Raw genomic sequence first — 20,503 nt, forward strand, 5'->3', positions numbered from 1 at the left:
GGCGAATGCTCGCGCCAGGCTAACGGCTGAGTGCGACATTGAGACAGGGCGGGTCGTTTTCGGTACGGAATCGGGAAACACCCTCACGGATGCGTGCCGGTGCCGTCACTCCTCGCGGGTTGCCGGGAGCTGCGGCAGCCGCGCGGCGGCGACGACGCCCTCCAGATAGCCGCGCGCCCGCTCGGTCCTCGGGTACGCCTCGAGGAGCCGCCAGAACCGCGGGCCGTGACCGGGGACGAGCAGATGGGCCAGCTCGTGGAGGAGGACGTAGTCGACGACGTACTCGGGCATGCCCTGGAGCCGGTGGGAGAGCCGGATGCTGCCCTCGGAGGGGGTGCAGGAGCCCCAGCGGGTGTTCTGGTTGGTCACCCAGCGGACCGATCCGGGGCGGGCACGGCCCTCGAAGTACTGCTCCGACAGACGCAGCGCCCGCTCGGTCAGCTCGCGGTCGCCGAGGACGCTCCGGTTCTCCTGGGCGGCGAGCTTGTCGAGCATCACGCCGACCCAGCGCCGCTCCTCCGCCTCCGACATCCGAGCCGGGATGAGCACGATCGTCCGGTCGCCCTCCCGGTACGCCGACACGGTTCTGCTCCGCCGCGGGCTTCTGCGGACCTCGACCGCGCTCGTCCCGGCACCGCGGGTCGGCTTGCTGGTCACGCTGCGCTGTGGGTCGGCGGGCACGGCCCCGACGTTACCCGCTGCCGCCCGGGGAAGTCCCGCCCCGGGAGTGGTTTCGGGAACGTTCCGACCCCACGGCGCACCATTTGAATGACTATTCCCCTGACCTGTGGACAACTTTCGGCGACCGTCACGGCGGCGGGGCATTCTCACCACGGGACGGCGAAAGGGCCGTTGTCGATCATGAATGCGATCACGGGCGGGGGCGGGGAAATGCATCCGATGGTGAAGCCGGCACTGCGCCGGGCCTGGCGGAGTCTCCAGTGCGTGCAGTTCGGGGTCGCCCCCGCGCACGCGGTGGTCCTCGGCCCCGTCGACCAGGACACGGGAGCGGTGCTCGGGCTGCTCGACGGCACCCGCGGGACCGAGCTGCTCCGGGCCGAGGCGCGCGCCCTCGGCCTCCCGGACGGCCGTCTCGAAGCGCTGCTCGGCCGGCTGGAGGCGGCCGGGCTCCTGGCGGACGCCACCACCGGACGGCCCGGCCTGACCGGACCGTCCGCCGGTGCCGTGGACCACGCCCTCGACCCGCTCCGCGCCGACCTGGCCTCCCTCTCGGTGGTCCACCCCGAGCCCGAGCGGGCGGCACGGGCACTGGACGCCCGGCGGTCCCTGCGCGTCCAGGTCAGAGGGGCGGGCCGGGTGGGGACGACGGTGGCGGCCCTCCTCTCCGCCGCCGGCGTGGGCCGGGTCGAGGTACTGGACTCCGGTCGCGTCGAACCCTGGGAGACGGCCCCCGGCGGCCTGCCCGCGGAAACGGTCGGCGAGCGCCGGGCGACGGCGGCCCGGCGCCTCGTCGGCCGCTGGGCCCGCGGTGCCCCCGGCCGACGGGGCGGGCCCGGCGGTTCCGACGGCCCGGGTGAGAGAGCCGGGGACGGCGGACTGTCACTCGTCGTGGTGACGCCGAGGGACGGCCTCGGGGCGTACGTCCCCGATCCGCTCCCCGCCGAGCAGTGGATCTCCACCGGCACCCCCCACCTGTACGCGGGGGTCCTGGAGGCGACCGGGACGGTCGGGCCGCTCGTACTGCCGGGCGGCACGGCCTGCGCGCGGTGCCTCCAGGAGGAGCGGACCGACCGGGAGCCGGTCTGGCCCCGGCTGCTCGCCCAGTGGCGCTCCGGCGCCCCGCATCCGCTGCCCGCCTGCGACCTGGGCCTCGCGACGGCCGTGGCGGGTCTCGCCGCCGCGCACGCGCTCGCCTTCCTGGACGGCGATCTCCCGGCGAGCACGGGCACCCGCTGGGAGACCTCGCTGCCCCTGTTGGAGTGGCGGGCGGAGCGATTGCACCCCCATCCGGCCTGTCCGTGCGGGGCGGCGCGCGGCGAACGGGGGGAGTGCGTCTCGGCAGCCGGAGACACGCACGACACAATGGCGGGGTAACGGCCCTGCGCGGCACGGCAGTCTGGGTTTTGGAGGGGCGTATGTCTGATCTTCCCCGGAAGGCGGTCACCCGGACCGCCAAGTTGGCCGCGTTGCCCCTGGGCTTCGCGGGCCGGGCCACCTGGGGCCTGGGCAAGCGGATCGGCGGGAGATCGGCGGAGATCGTCGCCCGCGAGCTCCAGCAGCGCACGGCCGAGCAGTTGTTCAAGGTGCTCGGCGAGCTCAAGGGCGGGGCCATGAAGTTCGGGCAGGCGCTGTCCGTCTTCGAGTCGGCCCTCCCGGAAGAGGTGGCCGGGCCCTACCGCGCCGCGCTGACGAAGCTTCAGGACGCCGCGCCGCCCATGCCGACCCGCACAGTGCACGCCGTCCTGGAGGAGCGGCTCGGCGCGGAGTGGCGGGAGCTTTTCCTGGAGTTCGAGGACAAGCCGGCGGCGGCCGCCTCCATCGGCCAGGTGCACCGGGCCGTGTGGCACGACGGGCGCGAGGTCGCGGTCAAGGTCCAGTACCCGGGCGCCGGCGAGGCACTGCTCTCGGACCTGGCGCAACTGAGCCGCTTCGCCCGGCTCCTCGGCCCGCTGGTCCCGGGGATGGACATCAAACCGCTCATCACGGAGATGCGGGACCGGGTCTCCGAGGAGCTGGACTACGCCCTGGAGGCGGAGGCCCAGCAGAAGCACGCGGAGGAGTTCGCCGACGACCCCGACGTGGTGGTGCCCGCCGTGGTGCACCGGGCCGAGCAGATCCTCGTCACCGAATGGATGGACGGCATCCCGCTCGCCGAGGTGATCGCGGACGGCACGGAGGCCCAGCGGAACCGGGCCGGTCAGCTCCTCGCCCGCTTCCTCTTCTCCGGCCCCGCCCGCACCGGACTGCTGCACGCCGACCCCCACCCCGGGAACTTCCGGCTGCTGCCCGGCGCCGCAGAGGACGACGACCCGGAGACCTGGCGCCTCGGGGTCCTCGACTTCGGCACCGTCGACCGGTTGCCCGGCGGGCTCCCGGAGACGATCGGCACGTGTCTGCGGATGACACTCGCCGGTGACGCCGAGACGGTCTACGAGCTGCTGCGCGCGGAGGGCTTCGTCAAGGAGTCCGTCACCCTCGATCCGGACGCGGTCCTCGCCTACCTGCTGCCGATCATCGAGCCGGCCGAGGTGGAGGCGTTCGAGTTCAGCCGGGGCTGGATGCGGGCGCAGGCCGCGCGCGTCGCCGACCCTCGCTCCCCCGCCCACCAGCTCGGCAAGCAGCTCAACCTTCCGCCCTCCTACCTGCTGATACACCGTGTGACGCTGAGCACCATCGGGGTGCTGTGCCAGCTCAACGCGACGGTTCGGCTCCGCGACGAACTCCACCACTGGCTCCCCGGCTTCCAACCCCCCACCTAGGGCCTCATCCGCCGGACAGGCCCCAACCCCCGCCTGCTCCTTGCGCCCGCTGCCGTGTGGCCTACGCCCGTGCGGACGTCGCTGCCCCCGCCGCGTGGGCCTGCGCCCGCCGCACCCCCGTGTGGGCCTTCGCCCCCGCCCCGTGCGGGCCCCCGCCCACCGCCCACCCCCGTGTGGGCAATCGTCCCGCTGGGGCGGGACGGGTGGGCACACGGGACGGCGCCCTTGGCGGCGCCTCCGCCCCTGTTGCCCTGACCCGCACCGGTACGGCGTCGCGCAAAGGGCGCGGGTTCAGGCGCGGAAGCCTGGGCCCGGCACGGGGCGCCGTCCGTCGTGCCCACCCGTTCCGCCCCAGCGGAACGACTGCCCACAACGCGGGGGCGGGGCGCGGCCCACAACGCGAGGGGCGCGGGCCCGCGGCCGGGGCGGGCGCAGGCCCACAACGGAGGGGGCGCGGCGCGCGGTGGGGTGGGTTACCACCAGTTGGGGTTGAGGCGGGCTTCGATGGCGCGGAGGTTGTCACGGGCGCATTCATCGCAGATGTACTCGCGGCGACCGTTCTCGACGGAGCAGGTCCAGGTCACGGGGAGAGGATCGGCGGTCCTGCCACAGCGGGCACAGGAGACGGGCTCCTCGGGGACACGTGCGTCGTTCACCCGGCGACGATAGCCCGGCGCACGGCCGCCGTGCAGCCAACGCACCGCGTCGGCCGGGCGGGCCGGCCCGGGGCGGACCCAGCGGCAGCCCGGCCGGGGCCAGGAGCCGTGAGGGACGCGTCGGCCGGCGGGCCGGGAAGGAGGGAACGGCCGCCGGGACCGGCCCGGTTGAACGGCCGCGGGGACCGGCCCGGTTGGAACAGCCGTGGGGGCCGGTTCGGGGGAACGGCCGCGGGGGCCGGTCCGGTTGGATCGGCCCCCGCGGGGAGGTGAGGCGGGCTCACCGGTACGGCACCGTCAGTGCATGACGGCCATGGCGAGCGCGCGACGGGCGCGGAGCGACACGCGCTCGGCGCGGCGCTGCATGCGCCGAGCGGCGACCAGGCGCACGGCCTGGCGTTCCGCGTCGGCCTCGCGATGGCGCTCGTGCATATGGGCACGGGCCAGGGCTTCTGGGATGAGTTGCATTTCACGGGTCCTGTTCTGACGCGCGGTGTGCGCGGCGGCGGGGGAGAAGACTGGGGTAGCGGAGCCGAACGGCTCACCTGCGGACGAGGTCATCGGGGCCTGCTTCTGGGGATCGTGCGTGAGAGGGCGGTCGATGGTTCCGGTGGCGCTCATGCCGCGACCGGGTTCTTGCGCGGACGGCCACGGGGCCGCTTGCGGGCCACGACCACGCCCTGGACGAAGAGCTCGCCACCCCAGACGCCCCAGGGCTCGCGCCGCTCCTTGGCGCCGGCCAGGCAGGCGGCGACCAGCGGACAGGTCTGGCAGAGGGACTTCGCGTACTCGACGTCGGCCGGGGACTCCGCGAAGAAGACCTCGGGGTCATAGGCGCGACAGGGAACCGGTACGCCGAGGTTCTCGATGGCGTCGTCGAGCGCAGTGAGCGCGGTGAGGGGGGTCAAAGCGGGGTCCTCCGTGAGGCCGGGCAGGGGGATCGAATCGGAATTCGGTACGGACGGGGCGTGCGCTTCGAGTTGCACGGTGGTCTTTCCTCGTCTGGTCGTTCCGGCCTGTTGGCCGGGTTTTCGGCTGGTACCGGGTGTTTCTGTCCCGAGGCCCCTTCGCTCCGTCATCCCCGTTCGGGGACAAACAGAAGGGCCGCGGATCCCGGGTGGGGTTCCGCGGCCCTGAAGGCGCCGGTCTGATGCTGGATCAGACTGGATCGCTCCAGGGTTCGAGCCCACGGAAGGCCCACATCGTGTGGTGGTGCATCGTCGTCTGCTGCTGCGTGCCGGCACCGGTCGCCGCAAAGCCATACGCCTTGGCCTTGCCTGCTGCTACTGCTCCCAGTGCCTTGGTCGGTCGCTCATTGCGCCGCTCGACGGCGACCATGCCGAGACCGGAAAGACCGGTGGCGGGCAGGGCGGCGACGGGCAGACCGGTGCCAATGAGAGCCGGGGTGGAGAAGCCGAGCGTGCAGGCGGAGACGACCGAGCGATCGGTCATTTTGGCCGTGCCGAAGATGGCGGCGGTGCTGACGAAGCTGGCGTTGCTGGTCTGAACGGTGCTGCTGATCACTGGAATCGCCTCCTCTCGGCGTCTCGGAGGGCTCGGGTGCGAGCCGGACCCTCGTATGTATTTGGACAAGTACAACACGAAGACAGGGCTTCGAAGAAGCCGCTGTTTCCGTGGTTAAGAACCTATGGGGCTTGACGGGGCAGGCGCAAACTATTTTTTCGACGAGTTTTCCTCAGAGCTCGTCGTCGCCCGCTCCTCCCTCCCCACCTGCGCAGATGGCCAGGACGTCGGCTCCGAAGCGGTCCAGCTTGCGGACGCCGACGCCGGAGATCGAGGAGAGCTCCCCGTCGGTGGTCGGGACCCGCTCGGCGATGGCCATGAGCGTCTTGTCGGTGAAGACGCAGTACGCGGGCTGGGCCAGCTCCCGCGCCTGCTCGGCGCGCCAGTCGCGCAGTCGCTCGTACAGCGCCTCGTCCATGTCCGAAGGGCAGTCCTCGCAGCGCATGAGCTTCATCGCGCCCGCTTCGGTGAGCGTCGCGCCGCAGACCCGGCAGAGCACGGGGCCGCGCACCTTGCGCCGGCCGCCAGGGCCGGCGCCCCGCTCGATGCCGCCGGTCCTGGCGGCCGACGAGGAGCCGAGCTGTCCCGAGCCGGGGCGCAGCCCCTTGAGGAAGTGGCTGGGGCGCCGGGAGGCGCGGCCGCCCGGGGAGCGGGAGAGCGCCCAGGAGAGCGTGAGGTGGAGCCGGGCGCGGGTGACGCCGACGTACAGCAGGCGGCGTTCCTCCTCGACCTGCTCGTCGGTCTTGGCGTAGGTGATCGGCATCATGCCCTCGGTGAGGCCGACGAGGAAGACGGCGTCCCATTCGAGGCCCTTCGCCGCGTGGAGCGAGGCGAGGGTGACGCCCTGGACGGTGGGGGCGTGCTGGGCGGCGGCCCGTTCGTCGAGCTCGGCGACCAGGTCGGAGAGGGTGGCGCCGGGCTTGGCGCGGGCGAAGTCCTCGGCGAGCCGGACGAGGGCGGCCAGCGACTCCCAGCGGTCGCGTGCGGCGCCGGAGCCCGCGGGCGGCTGGGTGGTCCAGCCCTTGGTGGACAGGACGGCCCTGACCTGGGCGGGCAGGTCCTCGGCGTCGTCGAGGAGGGGGTCGTTGCCCCCGGCGCGGGCCGCGCCGCGCAGGGCGACGCCCGCTTCCCGTACTTCCTGGCGCTCGAAGAAGCGCTCGGCGCCGCGGAGCTGGTAGGGCACTCCGGCGTCGGCGAGGGCCTGCTCGTACACCTCGGACTGGGCGTTGATCCGGTAGAGGACGGCGATCTCGCCGGCCGGTACGCCGGCGGCGATGAGGTCGCGGATGCGGCGGGCGGTGCCCTCGGCCTCGGCCGGCTCGTCGGCGTACTCCGTGTAGGCCGGCTCGGGGCCGGGGCCGCGCTGGGAGATCAGCTCCAGGCGGTGCTCGGCGGCCCGGCCGCGGGCCTGGCCGAGCAGGCCGTTGGCGAGGTGGACGACCTGGGGGGTGGAGCGGTAGTCGCGGACCAGTTTGACGACCGTGGCTCCCGGGTGGCGGGTGCGGAAGTTCAGCAGGTGGTCGGGGGTGGCGCCGGTGAAGGAGTAGATGGTCTGGCTGGCGTCGCCGACGACGCAGAGGTTGTCTCGGTCGCCGAGCCAGAGGTCGAGCAGGCGCTGCTGGAGCGGGGAGACGTCCTGGTACTCGTCGACGACGAAGTGCTGGTACTGGCGGCGGATCTGGTCGGCGATGTCGTGCCGGTCCTGGAGGATGCCGACGGTGAGCAGCAGCACGTCCTCGAAGTCGATCACCGAGCGGTCGCGCTTCAGCTGCTCGTACATGGCATAGATCTGGCCAATCTCGGCCGGGTCGCGGGGAGCGTCCCGGACGGATTTGGCGACGACGGCCGGGTAGTCGGCGGGGACCGTCTGGGTGACCTTGGCCCATTCGATCTCGCCGGTGACGTCCCTGAGCTCGTTCCTGTCGAGGCGGACGCGGCAGCGGGCCGCGGCCTCGGCGACGAGCTGGACCTTCCGCTCCAGGAGCCGGGGCAGGTCGCCACCGACCGCTTTCGGCCAGAAGAACTGGAGCTGGCGGAGGGCCGCGGAGTGGAAGGTGCGGGCCTGGACGCCGCCGGCGCCGAGCTGCCGGAGCCGGCCGCGCATCTCGCCCGCGGCCCGGTTGGTGAACGTGACGGCCAGCACACTGGCGGGCTGGAGTATGCCCGCCCGCACCCCGTACGCGATCCGGTGCGTGATGGCCCGCGTCTTGCCCGTGCCGGCGCCCGCGAGGACGCACACCGGACCGTTCAGGGCCAGCGCGACCTCGCGCTGCTCGGGGTCGAGCCCGTCGAGCACCGCGTCGGCCGTCTCCGGGACCTGCGGGAAGAGAGTGGAGTGCGTTGCTGCTGTCACTCCGCCATGCTGCCAGGTTCGGCGGGGTCGGTGCGGAGCACTGTCCACAGGCGGGTGGCTCCGGTCATACGAATTCCGGGAATGGGGCGGTCGGGGCGTACGTTCTCCTTCTCGGCACCCGTCAGCGAACAAGAGGAGCGCCTCGCCATGCAGGGCACTGTGACGATGTACAGCACCGAGTGGTGCGGCTACTGCCGTCGGCTGAAGAGCCAGATGGACCGCGAGGGCATCGCGTACACCGAGATCAACATCGAGCTGGACCCTGACTCGGCCGCGTTCGTCGAGAAGGCCAACGGTGGCAACCAGACCGTCCCGACCGTCCTCTTCCCGGACGGCTCGACGCTGACGAACCCCTCGCTCGCGCAGGTCAAGCAGAAGATCGGCGCCTGAGCACGGCTGCCCGCAGCGCATCCGAACCCCCGACCGGCGAACCGTCCGGCCGGGGGTTCGTCGTCCCACGGCCCCGCGGCCCGGCATGGTCCGGAAGGCGGGGCCCGGCGGTCAGGGGGCGGTGACGACCACCAGGTCGTAGCGCTCGTCGACGGGGACCGGACCGGTGGCGAGTTCGCGGCGGGCGTCGGCCGCCAGGTGGTGCAGCCCGTCCTCGAACTCCTCGGGGGTGAGGTGGCCGAACTTGGACTGGGGGCGGGTGATCAGCCGCGCGTGGTAGGTCCGCAGGTCCTCGGCGACCGGGCGGGCGAAGGACGTGACCTTCAGCACGGTGAAACCGGCGGCGGTGAAGTCCCCGAGGACGTCGTCCGCCGAGGGGAAGCGCTCCCGGTCGAGCTCGCGCAGCCGCGGCCAGTAGTCGTAGACCAGCGCGTCCAGGCGCTCCCGGAAGGTCGTACGGACGACCGCCGCTCCCCCGGGCCGCAGGACCCGGGCCAGTTCGCGGGCCGCACGGGGACGGTCGGGCAGGTGGTGGATCACCCGGGACAGCAGCGCGAGGTCGAAGGTGCCGGAGCGCACGGGCAGGGCCTCGGCGGCGCCGCGCACGTAGTGCACCCGGGGGTGGGCGTGGTGGCGCGCGGCCTCGGCGAGCATCGCCGCGGAGGGGTCGACCCCGACGACGGACGAAGGCGCGAGCCAGCGGGCCGCCGCGGCGCAGAACATGCCGGTGCCCGCGCCGACCTCCACGATCGCGGGGGCCGGCCGGTCCGCGAAGGAGCCGACCAGCCGGGTCCAGTCACGGAGCGACTCCTCGGGCATCTCGTTGCCCCGCTGGTAGGCGCCCGCGAGCCGCTCGTCGTCGTGCGCCCTGTCCCGCGTCATGTCCGGCATCGTGCCAGAGCCGTCAGACCACGTCACCGGGCTTGGGCAGCGGCTTGCCGTACCAGCGCTCGACCAGTCGGGAGGCGATCGAGATGCCGTACGGGGGCACCACCTCGCCCGACTCGAAGGCGGCGGTCAGGTCGTCGCGGGAGAACCAGCGGGCCTCGTGTATCTCCTCGCCGTCCACGTCGATCTCCGAGGAGGTGGCGCGGGCGAAGAAGCCCAGCATGAGGCTGGACGGGAACGGCCAGGGCTGGCTGGCGATGTACTCGACCTCGCCGATCGTGACGCCGGCCTCCTCGAAGACCTCGCGGACGACCGCCTGCTCGATGGACTCGCCGGGCTCGACGAAGCCGGCGAGGGTGGAGAAGCGCCCCTCGGGCCAGTGGACCTGGCGGCCGAGCAGGGCACGGTCCTGGTCGTCGGTGACGAGCATGATCACCGCGGGGTCGGTGCGCGGGTAGTGCTCGGCGCCGCAGGCCTGACAGCGGCGGACGTGCCCGGCGGCGGCGATGACCGTCCGCTCGCCGCAGCGCGAGCAGAAGCGGTGGAGGCGCTGCCAGTTCTCCAGGGCGACGGCGTGCACCATGAGGCCCGCGTCCCGGTCCGACAGCAGCAGCCCGGCCTCGCGCAGTCCGGCGGGGCGGGCCGACTGGTCCATGCGGCCCGGCAGGGAGTCCTTCTGGAGGGCGAAGTAGGAGACGCCGTCGGCGTCCGTGCCCAGGAAGTAGCGGTGGGTCTCGGTGACGGGCGCCTCGAACGCCGGGGTCATGACGAGCTCGGTCGTGCCGTCGGGCCGGTCGTCGATCAGCACCTGGCCGCCGGAGACCACGAAGACCCGGGTCGTCGGGTGGCTCCAGGCCGCCGCGAGCCATGCCTCGTCGAGGCGGTGGTGGGCGGCCCGGTCGATGCCGCTCGGGGCGGTGAGCGAGATCGGGCGGTCCGCGGACGCGTTGTTCAAGGTGCTCACAGGTGCTTCCAACTCCCCCGGATCGGTGTGTGGGTTCAGCGCTCGGCGACGAGGGCGGCGGGCAGGTCGCCCCACAGGTGCGCGGTCGTCTCGACGCCCTTCATGAGGAGATCGAGCTCGATCTTCTCGTTGGGGGCGTGCCAGCCGTCGGACGGGACGGAGATGCCGAGGAACAGGACGGGTGCGTCCAGGACGTCCTGGAGGTCGGCGGCCGGTCCGGAGCCGCCCTCACGGGTGTAGCGGACCTCGGCGCCGTCGAAGGCCCGGCTCATGGCCCCGGCGACCGCCTTGAGCGCGGGGTGCCCGAGGGGGGTGAGGCAGGGTCGGGTCGGGGCGCCGAAGACGATCTCGTACCGGATGCCTGCCGGGACGAGTCCGGCGAGCCAGTCCCGTACGGTGAGCTCGATCTTGGCCGGGTCCTGGCCGGCGACCAGCCGGAACGACAGCTTGAGCTGGGCGGAGGCGGGGACGATCGTCTTGCCGCCGGGGCCCTGGTAGCCGCCTCCGATGCCGTTGACCTCGGCGGTGGGGCGGGCCCAGACGCGCTCCAGGGTGGAGAAGCCGGCCTCGCCGAGGGTGCCGTGGGACTTGGCGGTCCGCAGCCAGGCCGCCTCGTCGAAGGGCAGCTCGGCGACGAGGGCCCGCTCGGCGTCGGAGAGCTCGGTGACCCCGTCGTAGAAGCCGGGGATCGCCACGTGCTCGTGCTCGTCGTGGAGGGCGGCGACGATCCGGCCCGCGACGGTGGCCGGGTTCGGGACGGCGCCGCCGAAGGAACCGGAGTGGATGTCCTGGTCGGGGCCGTACAGCTCGATCTCGCAGTCGGCGACCCCGCGCATGCCGGTGCACACGGTGGGGGTCGTCTCGGACCACATGCCGGTGTCGGAGACGATCACGGCGTCGGCGGCGAGGCGTTCGGCCCGCTCCTCGACCAGGGCGCGGAAGTGCGGGGAGCCGGACTCCTCCTCGCCCTCGACGAGCAGCTTCAGGTTGACGGCGGGCGTCGTGCGGCCGGTGACGGCGAGGTGGGCGCGGACGCCGAGCGTGTGGAAGAACACCTGGCCCTTGTCGTCGGCCGCCCCGCGCGCGTACATCCGGCCGTCCACCACGGTCGGCTCGAAGGGGTCGGTGTGCCAGCCGTCCTCACGGGCCGCGGGCTGGACGTCGTGGTGGCCGTAGACGAGGACGGTCGGGGCGTCCGGGTCCTCGGAGGGCCACTCGGCGAAGACCGCCGGGGCGCCGTCCGTCTCCCACACCTCGACGGTGGTGAATCCGGTCTCGCCGAGCTTGGCGGCGAGCCACTCGGCGCTGCGCCGGACGTCACCGGCCCGGTTCGGCTGTGCCGACACCGACGGGATGCGCAGCCACTCGGCGAGGTCGTCGAGGAAGGCGGCACGGTGCTGGTCGATGTACGTGCGTACGGCGTGGACGGCGCTGTCCGGGGTCTCGCTCATGTCTCCGAGCCTATCCGGCGTCCGGGGGTGCCCCACCCAGCAGGATGGCCTCCAGCTCGGCCCGGCCCGGCAGACGGGCGGGACGGGCCACCTCACCCGTACGGACGTACACGAAGGCGGCGGCCACCTCCTCGGGCGGGAGGCCGTGCTGCTCGGCCCACGCGAGCCGGTACAGCGCGAGCTGCAGCGGGTCGGCGGTGCGGTGCCGGCTGGTCTTCCAGTCGACGATCTCGTACGCGCCGGTGTCCGGGTCCCGGTAGACGGCGTCGATCCTGCCCCGGACGACCCGGCCGCCGAGCGAGAGGTGCACGGGGACCTCGACGCGGTACGGGGTGCGGTGCCCGTACGGGGTACGGGCGAAGGCCTCCTTCAGCTCGTCGAGGTCCCGCTCGTCGAGGATCTCGGGCTCGCCCGCGAAGTCCTCGCCGCCGGGGAGGTCCTCCGGGCCGAGGAACGGCAGCGGCAGCTCCTCGAAGCGGGACTCCACCCACGCGTGGAAGCGGGTGCCCCGGCGCGCGGCCGGCTGCGGGGGCTTCGGCATCGGGCGTGCCAGTTCCTGGGCGAAGCCGTCCGGGTCCTCGGCGAGGCGGAGGACCTGGGAGGCGGAGAGGTACGCCGGGAGGAGGACGTCGCGGGTGGTGGCGCGGGCGCGGCGGAGTTCGGTGGTGAGGGAGGTGAGGTCGCGGTCCCAGGAGGCGATGGTTCTGGCGTCCTCGGGGGTGAGTTCCGCGTACGGCTCCGGGGACGGGGCCTCCGGCTCCCTCGGGGCCGGGATCGCGTCCGCGTGGGTGTCCTCGGGGAGGGCCTCTTCGTCCCAGACGGGCTCCTCCTCGTCGGGCCAGGGGTCCTCCGGGTGCGGGTCCTGGGGGCCGGGTGCCGTGCGCGGGGGGTTGTGCCCGCCCGTTCCGTCCTGCGGAACGATGGCCCACAGCCGGGTCGTCACGGCCTTCGCCGCGTCCCTGCGCCTCCGCAGCGCCTCCTCGTCCAGCGGCAGCGGCCATGCCTGATCGCCGTCCGCGTCCGTGAGGGACGGGTTCTCGGCGTCCTTCTCCGGTTCGTCGGCCCAGGATTCGATGTCGCCGTTGCCGAGGGCGCAGTGGTCGTACAGGGCCTGGAGGAAGTCCGAGGGGCCGCGGGGCTTCTTCTGGGAGGGGCCCCACCAGTGGGCGGAGCCGAGGAGGAGGGAGCGGGGGCGGGTGAAGGTGACGTAGCCGAGGCGGAGCTCCTCGGTGTGCTGGTGGTCCCGCATCTCGTTCTTGAAGGCGGTGAGGGACTTGGCGTCCCAGGTGTCGATCCGCGGCAGCGTGGGGGCGTCGCCGCGCAGGGCGTGCGGGAGGACCTGGGGCTGGGAGGTCCAGGACTCGCGGGCGCGGGTGCTGGGGAACTGGCCGGTGACCAGGCCGGGGACGGCGACGACGTCCCATTCGAGGCCCTTGGACTTGTGGGCGGTGAGGACCTTGACGGTGTTGTCGCCGCCGGGGAGTGCGCTGTCGAGGCCCTTCTCGAACTGGACGGCGGTGCGCAGGAAGCCGAGGAAGGCGAGCAGGCTGGCCTCGCCGTCGAGGGAGGCGAAGCCGGCGGCGACGTCGAGGAACTGTCCGAGGGTCTCGCGGCGGCGGGCGGCCAGCGCGTGCGGGGAGGCGGACAGTTCGACCTCGAGGCCGGTGGCGGCGAGGACCCGGTGCAGGACGTCCATGAGGGGGTCGGCGAGCGATGTGCGCAGGGAGCGCAGCTCGGTGGCGAGGCGCGCGAAGCGGACCCGGGCCTCGGCGGAGAAGGCGAGGCCGTCGTCGTCGGCGCCGCCGGAGCCGAGGAAGGTGTCGAGGGCGTCGGCGAGGGAGACGACCTCGGCCGGGTCCACGCCTTCGACGGCGGCGGCGAGTCGCTGCTCGGCGTCGGGTTCGTCGCCGCCCCGGTGGACCAGGAGGCGGGCGCGGCGGCCGAGGAGGGCGAGGTCGCGGGGTCCGATGCGCCAGCGGGGGCCGGTGAGGAGGCGGACCAGGGCGGCGTTGGCCCCGGGGTCCTGGAGGACCTCGCAGACGGCGATGAGGTCGGCGATCTCGGGCAGGTGGAGGAGGCCGGAGAGGCCGACGACCTCGACGGGGACGTCGCGGGCGACGAGGGCCGCGTGGATGGCGGGGAAGTCGGTGGCCGTCCGGCACAGGACGGCGATCTCGCCGGGCTCGCGGCCGGTGCGGACGAGGTGGGCGAGGGAGTCGGCCAGCCAGTCGATCTCCTCGGCGTGGGTGGGGAGCAGCGCGATGCGCACGCTGCCGTCCCGCTCGGCTCCCGGTGCGGGCCGCAGTGCCTCCACGCCCGCGTGCATGGCGCGCAGGGGTGCGGCGAGGCCGTTGGCGAGTGCGAGGAGGCGGCCGCCGCTGCGCCGGTTCTCGGAGAGGGAGTAGCGGTCGGCGGGGCGGCCGTCGGCGTGCGGGAAGTGCTCGGGGAAGTCGTCCAGGTTGGCGACGGAGGCGCCGCGCCAGCCGTAGATGGCCTGGCAGGGGTCGCCGACGGCGGTGACGGCGTGCCCGGTGGGCCGGCCCGCGGCGCCCTGGCCGAAGAGTCCGGAGAGGAGGAGCCGCTGGGCGACGGAGGTGTCCTGGTACTCGTCGAGGAGGACGACCCGGAACTCCTCGCGCAGGATCTCGCCGACCTCGGGCCGGGTGGTGGCGAGCTCGGCGGAGCGGGCGATCTGGTCGCCGAAGTCGAGGAGGTCGCGGGAGCGCTTGGCGGCGCGGTAGCGGACGACGAGGTCGAGGAGCTCGCGGCGGGCGGCGGAGGCCTCGGGGATCTTGCGGAGCTCGGCGTTGCTGAGCCTGGCGCCGGCGAGGGCGGTGAGCAGCTCGGAGTCGTACGCGTGGAGCGTCTCGGGCCGTACGAGGTGCTCGGCGAGCTCGGCGTCGAGGGCGAGGAGGTCGGTGATGAGGGTCGGGAAGGACCGGGTGAGGGCGGGGTACGGGCCGGGGGCCTCGCGGAGCACGCGTGCGGCGAGCTGGTAGCGGGTGGCGTCGGCGAGGAGCCGGGAGGTGGGCTCGAGGCCGATGCGCAGGCCGTGGTCGGTGAGGAGCTGTCCGGCGAAGGCGTGGTACGTGGAGATGCGGGGTTCGCCCGGGGGGTCGTCGGGGTCGATGACGTCGGGGTCGGTGACGCCGGCGCGGACGAGGGCGGTGCGGACGCGCTCGGCGAGTTCGCCGGCGGCCTTGTTCGTGAAGGTGAGGCCGAGGACCTGCTCGGGGGCGACCTGGCCCGTGCCGACCAGCCATACCACCCGGGCGGCCATCACCGTCGTCTTGCCGGAGCCGGCTCCGGCCACGACGACGTGCGGGGCGAGCGGCGCGGTGATGCAGGCCGTCTGCTCCGGGGTGAACGGGATGCCGAGGAGCTCCTTGAGCTGCTCGGGGTCGGTGATGCGTGCGGTCATCCCGAAGAGGCTAACGGGGCCGGCTGACATTCCGGCCCCGGACCGTTCCCACCTGGGGGTTCTCGCGGACGGTCAGGCGGACGTGCCCTGGTCGAGCCGCGACAGGTCCACCGTCTCGTCGGCGGGCGGGACCTTCACCTCGACCGGCTTGTCGTAGTCGGAGAGGACTACCGAGCCGGGTTCGTCGCCACCCGTGCTGACCATCTTCCGGATGTACGGCTTGCCCTCCTGGGAGACGGACACGGTGGTGGTCTCGTCGCCCTCCTTCTTCACCAGGGTGGCGACGGGGGTGCCGTCGACCTCGGCGTCCGGTCCGCGGGTCAGTCCGCGGGGTTCCCCGTCGTCCTCGCCGAGGTCGGCGAGGAGCGACTTGAGGTCGCAGACGCCGCCGAGGTCGTCGCTGCCGGCCTGGCCGGGGGCGATCTTCAGCCAGCGGCCCTTGAGCAGTTCGATCGTGGCGTCGATCTGCGGTTCGGGCATGTCCTGGGAGGTCAGGGACGCCCGCCAGAAGGCCTCGTCGCCCTTCAGGTACGTGATGTCGTCGCTCTTGCGGAGTTCGGCGGTGCCGCCCTGGATCCGCATCCGGCCGGTGCACTGCTCCTGGTCGTCGACGGCGAAGTCGACGTCGACGGGCTGTCCGTCCGTGACGACCCGGCCGGTCATGCGGAGCGAGGTCGCGGACTGCGTCGCGGTGACGGCCCGGTCGCCGATCTCGTCGGCGGGGACTCCGGCGAAGGGGTCGGGCGAGGGGGCGACGGCGGCGGCGCTCGGCGGGCCGCCGGCGGTCGCCCAGGCCGCCGCCGGCGCGGGACCCGCGACGACGGCGACCGCGCAGACGACGGCCGCGGCGCGGAGCTTTCGGTGGGAGTGGGACGTCATGCGAGCCTCCTCGCTGATTCCCCCGGGCCGTCTCACCAGGGTCGCCCCGCGCTCGCGTGCCCGCTACTCCTGGGGTGCGGGCCGGTGCGTCAGGAGGCGCCCTTCATGAGCTCCGCCATGTCCACGGTCTGGTCGGCCGGCGGGACGGTGACGGTGACGGGCTTGTCGAAGTCGCCGAGGTCGACGGTGCCCGGGTCGTCGCCGCCGGTGGTCACGACGCGGAGGATGTACGGCTTGGCTGCGTCCTTGGCGACGTAGAAGGTCGTGGTCTCGGCCTTGTCCTTCTTGCTGAGCACGGCGGCGGGCTTGCCGTCGACGTCGGCGTCGGCCTCGCGGGTCATGCCCTTGCGCGGCGTCTCCTCGTCCATGTCCTTGACGATCTGCTTGAGGTCGCAGAACGCGCCGGCGCCGCCCTCGCCCGCGCCGCTCTCGTTCGGCATCTTCAGCCAGCGGCCCTTGAGGAGCGCGGACATGGAGTCGGACTCCTCAGCGGAGGCGCCCTCCTCGCCGCCGCTGGACTTCCAGAAGGCGTCGTCGCCCTTCATGTAGCTGGTGCCGCCGGTGCCGACGATCTCGGCGCTGCCGCCCTTGGGGGCCTTCATCGTGCCCTGGCAGTTGCCCTTGTCGTCGACGGAGAACTCGACGGTCATCTCCTCGCCGTCGGTCTTGCCGGTGCCGTGCATGCGGAAGGCGGTGGCGCCCTTGGTGGTCTCGACCGCCTTGTCGGCGATGGCGTCGGCGGTGAGTCCCGCGAACGGGTCGGCGGCCTTGTCCTCGCCCTTGGAACAGCCGGTGGCACCCGCGATCACGGCCACGCAGACCGTCGCCGCAGCCCAGAGCTTCCTGTTGGCCCTCATTGCGCGTTCTCCTCACAGCCGTCCCGGACGGCGGTTTTCACAGCTTGTCTTCACGACGCCTTTACGCGGAGTCGCGAAGACATTGACGGGTGAGGCTGAACAATGGATGCACGGAGAGGAACGTGACGCTCCGCACAAAGCACCGGGAGGGTGTCAGTCGACGACCTGGCGGCCTTCCGGCCGGGCGCTGCACGAGGCCCGGAAGGCGCAGGTCGTGCAGTGCTGGCCGGTGCTCGGGGTGAACCGTTCGTCGAGGACCCGGCCGGCCGCGGTGGCGAGCAGCTCGCCGACCCACTCCCCCGCCAGGGGCTGCTGGGCCTGCACCTTCGGCAGGGCGTCCCCGCCCTCCTTCTGCGGGGCGCCCTGCCGCAGCTGGACGAGTTCGGCGCCGCCGGGTTCGGGGCGCCGCCCGTCGAAGACCTCGTCGAGGGCGCCTTCCCGGACCGCGAGCTGGTAGACGGCGAGCTGCGGGTGGTGGGCGACCTCGTCGCGGGTGGGGGCCGACTTGCCGGTCTTGAAGTCGACGACGTACGCGCGCCCGTGCTCGTCGGTCTCGACGCGGTCCATGGAGCCGCGGATGCGGACCTCGTACTCCCCCGCCTCCAGGGTGACGTCGAAGCCGTGCTCGGAGGCGGCGGGGGTGCGGCCGCCGCGGTCCATGACGTGCCAGCTCAGGAAGCGTTCGAGGGCCGCGCGCGCGTTGCCCTTCTCCTGCGCCGACTTCCAGGGCGCGTCGAAGGCGAGGGCGTCCCAGACGGAGTCGAGGCGGGCCATGAGGACGTCGAGGTCGGCGGGGGTGCGGCCGGTGGCGACCTCGTCGGCGAGCACGTGGACGACGTTGCCGAAGCCCTGGGCGGCGGTGGCCGGCGCCGCGGCCTTGACCTCACGGCCCAGGAACCACTGGAGGGAGCAGGTGCCGACCAGGTTCTCCAGGGAGCTCGGCGAGAGCGCCACGGGCCGGTCGCGCTCGCGCAGCGGCTCGGGGCCGCGCGTCGGCTCGAACAGGCCCCACCAGCGGTCCGGGTGCGCGGCCGGGACGAGCGGCTGCCCCTCGTCGTCGGCGAGCGAGGCGAGGGAGGCGAGCCGCTGGGCCGCCGCGTCGCGGAGGGCGGGCGAGGCGTCCGGGTCGACGGTGGTGGCGCGCAGCTCGGCGACCAGGGCGGAGACGGCGAGGGGGCGGCGGGGGCGGCCGGGGACGTCCTTCGGTTCGGCGCCGAGCTCGGCGAGGAAGCGGGACGGCTGGTCGCCGTCCTCGGCGGCGGCCTTCACCGCGGTGACGACGAGCCGGTCACGCGCGCGCGTGGCGGCCACGTAGAAGAGGCGGCGTTCCTCGGCGAGGAGGGCGCCAGGGGTGAGGGGTTCGGCGAGGCCGTCGCGGCCGATGCGGTCCGCCTCCAGGAGGGAGCCGCGCCTGCGCAGGTCCGGCCAGAGGCCGTCCTGCAGGCCGGCGACGACGACGAGGCCCCATTCGAGGCCCTTGGAACGGTGGGCGGTCATGAGGCGGACGGCGTCCGGCCGGGTGTGGCGGCGGGTGAGGGTGTCCGCGGCGATGTCCTGGGCGTCGAGCTCCTCCAGGAAGTTGAGGACGCCGCGGCCGCCGACGCGTTCCTCGGCGCGGGCGGCCGTCTCGAAGAGGGCGCAGACGGCGTCGAGGTCACGGTCGGCGTTGCGCCCGGCGGGGCCGCCGCGGAGGGCGGCGCGCTCCAGGCGGCCGGGCCAGGGGGTGCCGTTCCAGAGCACCCAGAGGGCCTCCTCGGCGGTGCCGCCGGCGTCGAGCAGCGCACGGGTCTCCTGGAGCAGGTCGCCGAGCCGCTTGGCGCCGCGGGCGTAGGCCGGGTCGTGGGCGGCGAGGCGCTCGGGTTCGGCGAGGGCGCGGGCGAGGAGGACGTCGGAGGGGGGCGGGACCTTGTTGCCGGCGGCGCGTTCCTCGTCGCGGAGGGCACGGCCGAGCCTCCGCAGATCCGCCGGGTCGACACCCGCGAGGGGTGACGCGAGGAGTTCCAGGGCGGTCTCCACCGGGAGCCGGCCGGTGGCGTCGGCGCCGGGGGCGCCCGGGGTCCCCGCCTCGGCGGCGTCGGTTCCGGCGGGCGCCGGGCCCTCGGCGTCCTCGGCCGAGGCGTCCTGCGCGGGCGCGGCGTCCCGCGCGGGCACGGCGTCCCGCGGCTCGCCGTCCGGGGCGGGTGCGGCGCCGTCGTCGGTCGTGCCCACCCGTTCCGCCCCTGCGGAACGCATGCCCGCGCCCCGCTCGGAGGAGACCGCGCGGAGGGCGAGGAGCAGCGGGGCGACGGCGGGCTCGTGGCGGAGGGGGGTGTCGGCGGTGTCGGTCTCGACGGGGACGCCGGCGGAGGTGAGGGCGCGGCGGAGGGAGGGGAGGGCGACGGCGGCGCGGGTGAGGACGGCCATGTCCTGCCAGGGGACGCCGTCCTCGAGGTGGGCGCGGCGGAGGAGGTCGGCGATGTTCTCGGCCTCCGCGGAGGCGGTGGGGTAGGTGTACGCCTCCGCCCGGCCGCCGTCCCGGACGGGTGCGAGGTCGCGGTGGGCGCGGACCTTGTCGGCGGGGAGCCGGGGCATCGGCATCCGCTGGGCGAGCTGCCGGGTCGCGTCGAGGAGCCGGGCGCCGGAGCGGCGGGAGGTGCGGAGGACGCGGACGGGGGCGCCGCCGAAGGCGGCGGGGAAGTCGAGGATGCCGTTCACGTCGGCACCGCGGAAGGCGTAGATGGACTGGTCGGGGTCGCCGAAGGCGACGACGTCGCCGCGGCCGCCGCCCGCGAGCGCGTGCAGGAGGCGGACCTGCGCCGGGTCGGTGTCCTGGTATTCGTCGACGTACACGGCGTCGTAGGCGGGCAGGGTGACGCTCGCGGCGAGCGGGACGGCCCGGTGGACGAGCTCCGTGTAGTCGAGGACGCCCTGGAGGTCGAGGACGTCGAGGTACTCGGCGAGGAAGCCCGCGGCTGCCTTCCAGTCGGGGCGGCCGACCCGGTCCGCGAAGCGGGCGAGGGCGTCGGGGCCGAGGCCGAGTTCGCGGGAGCGTGCGAGGACGGCCCGCACCTCGTCGGCGAAGCCGCGGGTGGTGAGGCAGGCGCGCAGTTCGTCGGGCCAGCGGACCCGCCCGAGGCCGGTCTTCTCCAGGTCGATCTGGCCGGCGAGCAGCTCGCGGACGGCGAGGTCCTGCTCGGGGCCGGAGAGCAGCCGGAGGGGTTCGGCGAAGAGTTCGGCGTCCTGGTGGGCGCGGATCAGCGCGTAACAGTAGGAGTGGAAGGTGGTCGCCTGGGGCGGGCGACGGCCGCCGAGCCGGGCGGCCATGCGGTCGCGGAGTTCGACGGCGGCCTTGCGGCTGAAGGTGAGGACGAGGAGGCGTTCGGGGTCGGCGCCGGCTTCCATGCGGGCGGCGACGGCCTCGACCAACGTCGTCGTCTTGCCGGTGCCGGGTCCGGCGAGGACGAGAAGCGGTCCGCCGCGGTGGTCAACCACGTGCCGCTGGGCTGCGTCCAGCTGAGGGGGATCCTGCGGGGCCGGCGTGGTGCGCACCAGTCGGTACGCGCCCGGGGTCCGCTGCCGGCCCGAACCCGGGTACGGCTGTCCCTGGTGCGGCGGCGTACGCCGGGTGGTGGAGGAGGTGCTCACGTGGATCGCCGGTCCTGGTGGGTGTGGTGGTGCGGGTGAGGCGGCCGTGTGCCGTG

The 20,503-nt window shown here is 73.9% G+C and carries 16 protein-coding genes; 3 read left to right on the top strand and 13 right to left on the bottom strand.

Annotated elements, in window-relative coordinates:
* Positions 1 to 105: 105 nt before the first annotated feature.
* The gene (locus tag OO54_RS02745) at positions 106 to 681 is read right to left on the bottom strand and encodes a M48 metallopeptidase family protein (RefSeq protein WP_033201260.1); all 576 of its coding nucleotides are present in this window, start codon (positions 679 to 681) and stop codon (positions 106 to 108) included.
* A gap of 210 nt (positions 682 to 891) precedes the next feature.
* Between OO54_RS02745 and OO54_RS02750 the strand changes: the two genes are divergently transcribed.
* The gene (locus OO54_RS02750) at positions 892 to 2,055 is read left to right on the top strand and encodes a ThiF family adenylyltransferase (protein WP_033201261.1); all 1,164 of its coding nucleotides are present in this window, start codon (positions 892 to 894) and stop codon (positions 2,053 to 2,055) included.
* 41 nt (positions 2,056 to 2,096) lie between these two features.
* Positions 2,097 to 3,440: an ABC1 kinase family protein gene (locus OO54_RS02755; RefSeq protein WP_033201262.1), complete on the top strand. Its 1,344-nt coding sequence runs from the start codon at positions 2,097 to 2,099 to the stop codon at positions 3,438 to 3,440.
* 473 nt (positions 3,441 to 3,913) lie between these two features.
* Here OO54_RS02755 and OO54_RS02760 read toward each other — a convergent pair whose 3' ends face one another.
* The 5 genes from OO54_RS02760 to OO54_RS02780 all read right to left on the bottom strand — a co-directional run bounded on the left by OO54_RS02760 (position 3,914) and on the right by OO54_RS02780 (position 7,973).
* Complete coding sequence (locus tag OO54_RS02760; RefSeq protein ID WP_017239986.1) at positions 3,914 to 4,096, bottom strand: hypothetical protein; 183 nt, start codon at positions 4,094 to 4,096, stop codon at positions 3,914 to 3,916.
* 297 nt (positions 4,097 to 4,393) lie between these two features.
* A complete protein-coding gene (locus OO54_RS02765) occupies positions 4,394 to 4,717 on the bottom strand; it encodes a hypothetical protein (RefSeq protein WP_017239985.1) in 324 nt (107 codons plus the stop codon).
* The gene (locus tag OO54_RS02770) at positions 4,714 to 5,082 is read right to left on the bottom strand and encodes a WhiB family transcriptional regulator (RefSeq protein ID WP_033201263.1); all 369 of its coding nucleotides are present in this window, start codon (positions 5,080 to 5,082) and stop codon (positions 4,714 to 4,716) included. The genes OO54_RS02765 and OO54_RS02770 overlap by 4 nt, the downstream gene beginning before the upstream one ends.
* A 172-nt stretch (positions 5,083 to 5,254) precedes the next feature.
* Positions 5,255 to 5,620, bottom strand: a complete 366-nt coding sequence (locus tag OO54_RS02775; protein WP_033201264.1) for a hypothetical protein — start codon at positions 5,618 to 5,620, stop codon at positions 5,255 to 5,257.
* 172 nt (positions 5,621 to 5,792) lie between these two features.
* The gene (locus tag OO54_RS02780) at positions 5,793 to 7,973 is read right to left on the bottom strand and encodes an ATP-dependent DNA helicase UvrD2 (RefSeq protein WP_167348116.1); all 2,181 of its coding nucleotides are present in this window, start codon (positions 7,971 to 7,973) and stop codon (positions 5,793 to 5,795) included.
* A gap of 147 nt (positions 7,974 to 8,120) precedes the next feature.
* On the opposite strand from OO54_RS02780, the gene OO54_RS02785 reads away from it, so the two are divergent.
* A complete protein-coding gene (locus OO54_RS02785) occupies positions 8,121 to 8,363 on the top strand; it encodes a mycoredoxin (RefSeq protein ID WP_033201266.1) in 243 nt (80 codons plus the stop codon).
* Between the two features lie 111 nt (positions 8,364 to 8,474).
* Here OO54_RS02785 and OO54_RS02790 read toward each other — a convergent pair whose 3' ends face one another.
* The 7 genes from OO54_RS02790 to OO54_RS02820 all read right to left on the bottom strand — a co-directional run bounded on the left by OO54_RS02790 (position 8,475) and on the right by OO54_RS02820 (position 20,447).
* Positions 8,475 to 9,245 (bottom strand): class I SAM-dependent methyltransferase, encoded by a 771-nt coding sequence (locus tag OO54_RS02790; protein WP_033201267.1) that lies wholly within the window; start codon positions 9,243 to 9,245, stop codon positions 8,475 to 8,477.
* Between the two features lie 22 nt (positions 9,246 to 9,267).
* On the bottom strand, positions 9,268 to 10,215 hold the full coding sequence (gene nudC, locus OO54_RS02795; protein WP_033201268.1) for an NAD(+) diphosphatase: 948 nt from the start codon (positions 10,213 to 10,215) through the stop codon (positions 9,268 to 9,270).
* A 35-nt stretch (positions 10,216 to 10,250) separates the two neighbouring features.
* On the bottom strand, positions 10,251 to 11,666 hold the full coding sequence (locus OO54_RS02800) for a dipeptidase (protein ID WP_033201269.1): 1,416 nt from the start codon (positions 11,664 to 11,666) through the stop codon (positions 10,251 to 10,253).
* Positions 11,667 to 11,676: 10 nt separating this feature from the next.
* Positions 11,677 to 15,087, bottom strand: coding sequence for an ATP-dependent helicase (locus OO54_RS02805; RefSeq protein ID WP_033201270.1), 3,411 nt, complete (start codon positions 15,085 to 15,087; stop codon positions 11,677 to 11,679).
* A 72-nt stretch (positions 15,088 to 15,159) separates the two neighbouring features.
* On the bottom strand, positions 15,160 to 15,966 hold the full coding sequence (locus OO54_RS02810; protein WP_033201271.1) for a hypothetical protein: 807 nt from the start codon (positions 15,964 to 15,966) through the stop codon (positions 15,160 to 15,162).
* 89 nt (positions 15,967 to 16,055) lie between these two features.
* On the bottom strand, positions 16,056 to 16,823 hold the full coding sequence (locus tag OO54_RS02815; protein WP_033201272.1) for a hypothetical protein: 768 nt from the start codon (positions 16,821 to 16,823) through the stop codon (positions 16,056 to 16,058).
* Between the two features lie 153 nt (positions 16,824 to 16,976).
* Complete coding sequence (locus OO54_RS02820; RefSeq protein ID WP_033201273.1) at positions 16,977 to 20,447, bottom strand: ATP-dependent helicase; 3,471 nt, start codon at positions 20,445 to 20,447, stop codon at positions 16,977 to 16,979.
* Positions 20,448 to 20,503: the final 56 nt, after the last annotated feature.

The sequence above is a fragment of the Streptomyces wedmorensis genome, assembly GCF_000716445.1.
Taxonomy (GTDB): domain Bacteria; phylum Actinomycetota; class Actinomycetes; order Streptomycetales; family Streptomycetaceae; genus Streptomyces; species Streptomyces wedmorensis.

Bases quoted from the DNA above. Each gene is read 5' to 3' on its own strand.
- OO54_RS02750 (WP_033201261.1), top strand. From the start codon at position 892: ATGCATCCGATGGTGAAGCCGGCACTGCGCCGGGCCTGGCGGAGTCTC.
- OO54_RS02755 (WP_033201262.1), top strand. From the start codon at position 2,097: ATGTCTGATCTTCCCCGGAAGGCGGTCACCCGGACCGCCAAGTTGGCC.
- OO54_RS02765 (WP_017239985.1), bottom strand. From the start codon at position 4,717: ATGAGCGCCACCGGAACCATCGACCGCCCTCTCACGCACGATCCCCAG.
- OO54_RS02785 (WP_033201266.1), top strand. From the start codon at position 8,121: ATGCAGGGCACTGTGACGATGTACAGCACCGAGTGGTGCGGCTACTGC.
- OO54_RS02790 (WP_033201267.1), bottom strand. From the start codon at position 9,245: ATGACGCGGGACAGGGCGCACGACGACGAGCGGCTCGCGGGCGCCTAC.
- OO54_RS02800 (WP_033201269.1), bottom strand. From the start codon at position 11,666: ATGAGCGAGACCCCGGACAGCGCCGTCCACGCCGTACGCACGTACATC.
- OO54_RS02805 (WP_033201270.1), bottom strand. From the start codon at position 15,087: ATGACCGCACGCATCACCGACCCCGAGCAGCTCAAGGAGCTCCTCGGC.
- OO54_RS02810 (WP_033201271.1), bottom strand. From the start codon at position 15,966: ATGACGTCCCACTCCCACCGAAAGCTCCGCGCCGCGGCCGTCGTCTGC.
- OO54_RS02815 (WP_033201272.1), bottom strand. From the start codon at position 16,823: ATGAGGGCCAACAGGAAGCTCTGGGCTGCGGCGACGGTCTGCGTGGCC.